The organism is Actinotalea ferrariae (assembly GCF_019733465.1).
In the GTDB taxonomy this organism is placed as follows: Bacteria; Actinomycetota; Actinomycetes; order Actinomycetales; family Cellulomonadaceae; genus Actinotalea; species Actinotalea ferrariae_A.
In genome coordinates this window covers 1-6,489 of the sequence record NZ_JACVQL010000258.1, presented here as the reverse complement: position 1 = coordinate 6,489, position 6,489 = coordinate 1, and the positions used below count along the sequence as shown (strand labels likewise).

Annotated in this window: 6 protein-coding genes and 1 riboswitch; of the genes, 3 read left to right on the top strand and 3 right to left on the bottom strand. The window is 76.2% G+C overall.

The features are described 5' to 3' along the window. The first annotated feature begins 166 nt into the window (after positions 1-166). Both ICW40_RS17280 and ICW40_RS17275 read left to right on the top strand, forming a co-directional pair. Positions 167-733 carry an arsenate reductase/protein-tyrosine-phosphatase family protein gene (locus tag ICW40_RS17280; protein ID WP_308121887.1) on the top strand — a complete coding sequence of 189 codons (567 nt, stop codon included), beginning with the start codon at positions 167-169 and terminating at the stop codon, positions 731-733. Positions 734-861: 128 nt separating this feature from the next. After that, positions 862-936: riboswitch (cyclic di-GMP riboswitch) on the top strand. A 9-nt stretch (positions 937-945) separates the two neighbouring features. Continuing rightward, entirely contained in the window at positions 946-1,821 is an 876-nt protein-coding gene (locus tag ICW40_RS17275) for an EAL domain-containing protein (RefSeq protein ID WP_221655244.1), read from the top strand. Between the two features lie 346 nt (positions 1,822-2,167). On the opposite strand, the gene ICW40_RS17270 is transcribed toward ICW40_RS17275, so the two are convergent. The 3 genes from ICW40_RS17270 to ICW40_RS17260 form a co-directional block, all read right to left on the bottom strand. Continuing rightward, a complete protein-coding gene (locus ICW40_RS17270; protein WP_221655243.1) occupies positions 2,168-3,274 on the bottom strand; it encodes a DNA glycosylase AlkZ-like family protein in 1,107 nt (368 codons plus the stop codon). A gap of 119 nt (positions 3,275-3,393) precedes the next feature. Next, positions 3,394-3,876 (bottom strand): hypothetical protein, encoded by a 483-nt coding sequence (locus ICW40_RS17265; RefSeq protein ID WP_221655242.1) that lies wholly within the window; start codon positions 3,874-3,876, stop codon positions 3,394-3,396. A gap of 220 nt (positions 3,877-4,096) precedes the next feature. Continuing rightward, entirely contained in the window at positions 4,097-4,696 is a 600-nt protein-coding gene (locus ICW40_RS17260; protein WP_221655241.1) for a DinB family protein, read from the bottom strand. Positions 4,697-4,801: 105 nt separating this feature from the next. Between ICW40_RS17260 and ICW40_RS17255 the strand changes: the two genes are divergently transcribed. Beyond that, positions 4,802-6,489 (top strand): thioredoxin domain-containing protein (locus ICW40_RS17255; protein ID WP_221655240.1); only part of this gene is annotated, 1,688 nt, incomplete at its 3' end.

Sequence of the window (6,489 nt, the reverse complement as noted above, 5' to 3'; positions counted from 1 at the left end):
CCGCGTGCCCCTCCCGTCGTCGAACCGGGCGAGCCTACCTGCGGCTCCGGCGGGACTCCGGCGGGCTCGGGCGCGTTCGTCGCCGGGTCGCGGGCGCGCGGCGCGACGAGGCGGTGCGCCCGCGGCCGGGCGAGGGCACCGCGCGCGAGCAGCGACACTGGTGCGTGTGACGACCGAGCTGCCCACCGCGACCTTCTCGATCCTGACCGTGTGCACGGGGAACATCTGCCGCTCCCCCGCGGTCGAGCGACTCCTCGCCGCGGGGCTCGGCCCGACCGTGACCGTGGCCAGCGCGGGCACGCGCGCCGTCGTCGGCCATCCCGTGTCCGCGCCGATGGTCCCGCTCATGACCCGTGCCGGCGCGGGCGCCGACGGCTTCGCGGCCCGTCAGCTCACCGAGCAGCTCGCGCGCGACGCCGAGCTCGTCCTCGCGCTCACGCGCGACCACCGGAGCACGATCGTCCAGCTCGCGCCCGCCAGCGTGCGCCGCACCTTCACGCTGCTCGAGCTCGCCCGCCTCGCCGCGGCCGTCGACCCGGGCGCGATCCCCGCGGGCACACCCGCCGAGCGCCTCGCCGCGATCGTCCCGCTCGCGGCCGCGCAGCGCGGGCGCGTGCCCGGCGGGGACGACGACGTCGTCGACCCCTACGGCCGCGGTGACGCGCTCTACGCCGAGGCGTTCGGGCTCATCGAGCCCGCGGTCGCGACCATCGTGCGGCTCGCGCAGGGCTGACGCCGTCGCGCGTCGCCCCGATCCGCCGTCCGAGGGCCGAGCGGGTGAAAGCCGGGGCGAATCTCGGGAAGTCGCGTCATGGCACCGGCTCCGGGCGCTCCCACGTGGCGAAAGGTCCCGGAGGGGGACATCGACAAGGGCAAACCCGCTGCGAGGCGGGGACGCAAAGCCACGGGACCCACGCGGTCGGCCGGGCTACCGGAAGGACCGCCATGACCACGCTCGAGACCGCCACGACGACCCGCGCCACGACCCCGTCGTCCCCGGCGGACGGAGCCCCCGCGGCGGCCCAGCTCGCGCTCGGGCTGCTCGCCCGGCGGCCCGACTCGCTCGAGACCGAGCTCCAGAAGGCGCTCGGCGGCGGCCAGCTGCGCATGCACTACCAGCCGCAGGTCGACATGCGGACCTCGACCGTCGTCGCGATGGAGGCGCTGATCCGCTGGGCGCACCCCGACCACGGCCTGCTGACGCCGGCGCAGTTCCTGCCGCTCGCGCAGAGCGCCGGGCTCATGGGCATGATCGACTCCTGGGCGCTGCGCACCGCGTGCCGCGACGGCGCCTGGCTGGCCGCGCGCGGCTACCGCGTCGAGGTGGCCGTGAACGTCACCGCGTCGCAGCTCACCGACGCGCGCTTCATCACCGAGGTCGAGACGGCGACGCGCGCGGCGAACCTGCCGCTCGAGCTGCTCACCGTCGAGATGGGCCTGCGGGACGTGCTCGGCCACATCTACTCCGCGCGCGACGTCGCCCTCGCGCTGCGGCGCCGCGGCGTCCGCGTGTCCGTGAGCGACATCGGCACGGGCGCGTCCTCGCCCGAGCGCCTCAGCCAGCTGCAGGTCGGCGAGGTGAAGGTCGACCGCGGCCTGACCGCAGGCCTGGACGACGCGACCTTCGGCTCGGCCGAGGCGGTGCGCCAGGTCGTCGCCGCGGGTCAGGCTGCGGGCGCGCGCGTCGTCGCCGAGGGCATCGAGACGCCCGCGCAGTACGAAGCCGCCCGGGCCGCGGGCTGCGACCGCGCGCAGGGCTACCTGCTCGGCCGCCCGGCTCCGCTCGACGACCTCGCCGGCCTCCTCGCCCGCCTCCACTGAGCCCCGCGCCTGGCCGAGGCGCGAGCCCGGTCGGCCGGCGGCGGACACGATCACGCGAGCCCACCCCTCTCCCAGACTCGTCCGTCCCCCTTCCCCGCACTGTCCGTGCGTCCCCTTCCCCACGCCCGTCCGCGCGTCCCTCTGCCCCACGCCCGTCCGTCCGCCTTCCCCGCACCCATCCTTCCGTGCGGCGCATGTGACGCATGGGGCCGATGGGGCTGGTGTGGCGTCGCGGTGACCTCATAAGCCACTTGAGTCACATCGCCCGCACGGACGGTTGAGACGGCAGCCGCTAACCGCCGACACGGAGGCTGGGACCACAGCGTTCAGCTTCCGCGCGGAGGGGTCAGACGACCTCGAGCGTGAGCCTCGACTCCTCGCCGAGCAGGGCGGCCAGACGCTCGACCTGGGCCTCGAGCCGCGCGACGGGGGCGCTGCCGGCCTCGGCGAACCAGGACACCGCCACCTCGCCTCGCCCGCGCCGCCACGTCCCCGCGACGGCACCGCGCCAGACCACGGTGCGCGCGCCGTTCGACACGAGCGACCGCCGCGCCGCCCCGACGATCCGCGGGTCGGCCGTGCCGGGCCCGAGCAGCCACGGGTCGAACGCGGGCAGCAGCACGACCGAGTCCGACGGCTCGGCGGCGCTGAGCTCGTCGACGTCCGCGGCGCGCGCCAGCATCGCGGCACCGTCGACGTCCACGGTCGTCACCGCAGCGCCGAGGTCGGCGAGCCACCCGTCGAGGCGTCGGCGCGGCACGCTGAGTCCATCTGAGAGCCAGTAGGCCAGGTGGCTCGTCGTCGCAGGGCCGTACGCCTCGAGGTACCGCAGGCACGCCCTGCGTCCTGCATCGTCGACGTCCAGCGGACCGGGCCAGCCCGGGTCGCCCTCGAGCAGGCGGAAGGTCGACTGCCCGTCGCGCGTCGGTCCGAAGCACAGGACGCCCCACCAGTGCAGCGGCTTGAGCAGGGCGTCGCTGCCCGTGCCACGGCTCGCGGCGTCGGCCAGGTGCCGCAGTGCGGGGATGCCGGCCAGGTGCGCGCCGAGCTCCGCGCGGGTCGTCGGTCCGGCGGCGAGCGCGTCGCGCACGGCCTCCCGCAGGCGCTCCCAGTCGTCGACCACGAACTGCCCCTGCTGCTGGTAGCGCGCCGTCTCCCATACCCGGGTGGCGGTCCGCGCGGCGAGCAGGGACGCCGCGTCCTCGAGGGTGAACACGTACGAGCCGCCGCGGAAGGCGCAGCTGCGGATCAGGTCACCCGTGGCGAGGGCGTGCTCGAGGCCGCCCGGTCGCGGCTCGGCCTGGCGCACGCGGACAGCGAGGTCGGCCGTCTCCGCGGGCCAGCCGCGCACGGCCACCACGCGCCGCACGACGTCGGCCGCGTCGCCGTCCGCGACCGGGTCCAGCGCGTGGCGTGCCAGGCGCCACCCGAGCGCGGCGGCACCGGTGATCATCGCTCGACGCTAGCGACGCCGGCCCGCGGCGACCAGGGCTGCGTCGGCGAGGGGGTGCTCGGCAGCGCGCAGGGACGACGAAGCCCCCCGCCGCGTGCGGCGGGGGGCTTCGTCACACGTCAGAGGCCGGACTGCGCCATCTGCGCACCGACGATGAAGCCGAGCACGAGCCCGACCACGGTGCAGGCGATCGCCACGATGAGGGCGATCTTGGCCGGCTTCTCGTTGCGTCGCATCGCGACGGCGGCACACGCGATCGCGCCACCACCGAACAGGATCGGGACGAAGAGGATCGCGATCGCCGAGAGGACGAAGGCGATGATCGAGAGCGTCGGCGGGCCGGACGGTGCCTGCGGCTGACCGTAGGGCTGGCCGTAGGCGCCCGGGCCGGGCTGGTACTGCGGCGCCTGCGGCGGCTGGCCGTAGGCCTGCGGCTGGCCGTAGGGCTGCTGCTGCGGCTGGGCGTGCGGCGGCGCCTGGGGCGGCTGTCCGTAGGCGCCGGGCGCGGACTGGTCGGGTGCCTGGCCGTAGGGGGGAACCGGGCCCCCGCCACCGGCCGGCGGCTCGGAGGGCGGGTAGGGCGGCTGGCCGGACGACGACATGGTGCTCCTCTGCTCGGTGTGGGTCACGTGCTCGGGATGCCCGCAGGCGACCACGGACTCGCGGGAGACCCTACGGGAGCCGCCGTCCCGACGCTCGCAGCGCGGCCGTCCACGGCGAGAGCCGAGCGCGGCGCGGCCGAGACGGACGTCGGGGCAGCCCCGCCGCGGGCCGCCGACAGGGCCCCACGCCGGCGACCACCCGACCGGAGCGCCGGCCCTCTCAGCCGCCGGCCGGGGCTGCGGCCTCGGTCGCCGCGGCCTCGATCCGGGCCCGGTGCTCCGCCCACCGCGCCGCGGACCGTCGCGTCACGCCGCCGCTGCCCGGCCGGAGGCCGACCGCGCCGTCGATCAGCTCCCGGAGGATGTCCGCGTGCCCCGCGTGCCGCGCGGTCTCGACGCACACGTGGACGAGGATCTGGTGCAGCGTGACGTCGCGCCGCTCGGCCGCCCACCACGGGACCCGGCCAGGGGCGTCCAGCGGCAGGGCCTCGACCGTCGCGTCGCCGTGCTCCGCCGAGAAGTGGTGCAGCGCGACGACGTCGTCGCGCGTCTCCTGCGGGGTGACCCACATGTCGGCGTCGGGCTCCGCGCCGTCCGCCAGCCAGGGCAGCTCGCGGCCGGTGGGGCGCCCGAAGACGTCGGTGAGGTACTCGAGCTGGACACTCGCGACGTGCTTGACCAGCCCCAGCAGGTTGGTGCCGGTCGGCGTGAGCGGTCGCCGCGCGTCGTACTCGTCGAGCCCGTCGATCTTGCTGAGCAGGGCCGCGCGCTGCGCGCGCAGCGTCCGCAGGAGCATCGCCTTCTCGTCGTCCGTCGCCATGCGCCCAGTGTGGTGGGGGCCACCGACACCCGTCACACACGTAGGCAGGAGCGGCGGCGTGCCGGTGCGGTCGCCCGCGCTGCGCCGACGCGTGAGAGTGGACGCATGCGCAACCGCCTCGCCGAGAGCACGAGCCCCTACCTGCGCCAGCACGCCGACAACCCGGTGCACTGGTTCGAGTGGGGCGACGACGCCTTCGCCGCGGCGCGCGAGCGCGACGTCCCGCTGCTGATCTCCGTCGGCTACGCGGCCTGCCACTGGTGCCACGTCATGGCGCACGAGTCCTTCGAGGACGAGACCACCGCGGGCTTCATGAACGAGCACTTCGTGTGCGTGAAGGTCGACCGCGAGGAGCGGCCCGACGTCGACGCCATCTACATGGAGGCGACGCAGGCCATGACCGGCCACGGCGGCTGGCCGATGACCGTCTTCGCGACGCCCGACGGCGACCCCTTCTTCTGCGGCACGTACTTCCCGCCCCGGCCCGTGAGCGGGATGCCGTCCTTCCCTCAGGTGCTCGCGAGCATGGCCGCGGCCTGGACCACCCGCCGCGGCGAGGTCGACCAGAGCGCCGCGGGCATCCGCGAGGCGCTCGGCGAGCGCGGCCGCGTGGCCCTGCCCACGGACGCGGCCGTGGAGCCCGACCACCTGACCGCCGTGCTCGGAGCCCTCGCCGGCTCGTTCGACGCCACGCGCGGCGGGTTCGGCGGCGCCCCGAAGTTCCCGCCGTCGATGCTGCTCGAGTGGCTGCTGCGCCACGGCGCGCGGACCGGCTCGGCCGACGCGCTCGCGATGGCGACGCGCACGCTCGAGCGGATGGCCCGCGGCGGCATGTACGACCAGCTCGGGGGCGGCTTCGCCCGCTACTCCGTCGACGCCGACTGGGTGGTCCCCCACTTCGAGAAGATGCTCTACGACAACGCGCTCCTCCTGCGGGTCTACGCGCACCGGTGGCGCCTCACCGGCTCGCCGCTCGCGCACCGCGTCACGACCGAGACCGCCGACTGGATGATCCGCGAGCTGCGGACGCCCGAGGGCGGCTTCGCGTCCGCGCTCGACGCCGACTCAGTGCCGCCGGGCAGCCCGGACGGCCACGCGCACGAGGGCGCGTTCTACGTCTGGACGCCGCGTGAGCTCGTCGAGGTCCTCGGGGACGACGACGGCGCCTGGGCGGCCGAGGTCCTCGAGGTGACCCCGGGCGGCACCTTCGAGGAGGGCGCCTCGGTGCTCCAGCTGCTCGCCGACCCGGACGACGCCGAGCGGCTCGCGCGCGTGCGGCGCCGCCTCGCGGACGCCCGCGAGTCGCGCCCGCGGCCCGCGCGGGACGACAAGGTGGTCGCGTCGTGGAACGGGCTCGCGATCGCCGCGCTCGCCGACGCCGGGAGCCTGCTCGACCGGCCCGACTGGGTCGACGCCGCCTCCGACGCCGCCGCGCTCGTGCGGACCCACCTGCGGCAGGACGGCGACGTGCTCCGCCTGGCCCGGGCGTCGCGCGACGGCGTCGTCGGGCGTGCCGCAGGCGTGCTCGAGGACTACGCGAACCTGGCCGAGGGGCTGCTCGCTCTCTACGGCGCGACGGGCGACGCCGAGCACGTGGCGCTCGCGGGCCGGCTGCTCGACGAGGTGCTGGACCGGTTCGCGGGCGACGACGGCCTCTACGACACCGCCGAGGACGAGACGGACCCGGTGCTCGCACGCATCCGCCGCCCGCGCGACGTCGGCGACGGCCCGACGCCGGCCGGCCAGGCCGCGGCGGCCGGCGCGCTGGTCACGTACGCCGCGCTGACCGGCTC

What these genes read in the sequence shown, in the direction of transcription:
- ICW40_RS17275 (WP_221655244.1), top strand. Translation starts at nt 946, where the DNA reads ATGACCACGCTCGAGACCGCCACGACGACCCGCGCCACGACCCCGTCG.
- ICW40_RS17270 (WP_221655243.1), bottom strand. Translation starts at nt 3,274, where the DNA reads ATGATCACCGGTGCCGCCGCGCTCGGGTGGCGCCTGGCACGCCACGCG.
- ICW40_RS17265 (WP_221655242.1), bottom strand. Translation starts at nt 3,876, where the DNA reads ATGTCGTCGTCCGGCCAGCCGCCCTACCCGCCCTCCGAGCCGCCGGCC.
- ICW40_RS17260 (WP_221655241.1), bottom strand. Translation starts at nt 4,696, where the DNA reads ATGGCGACGGACGACGAGAAGGCGATGCTCCTGCGGACGCTGCGCGCG.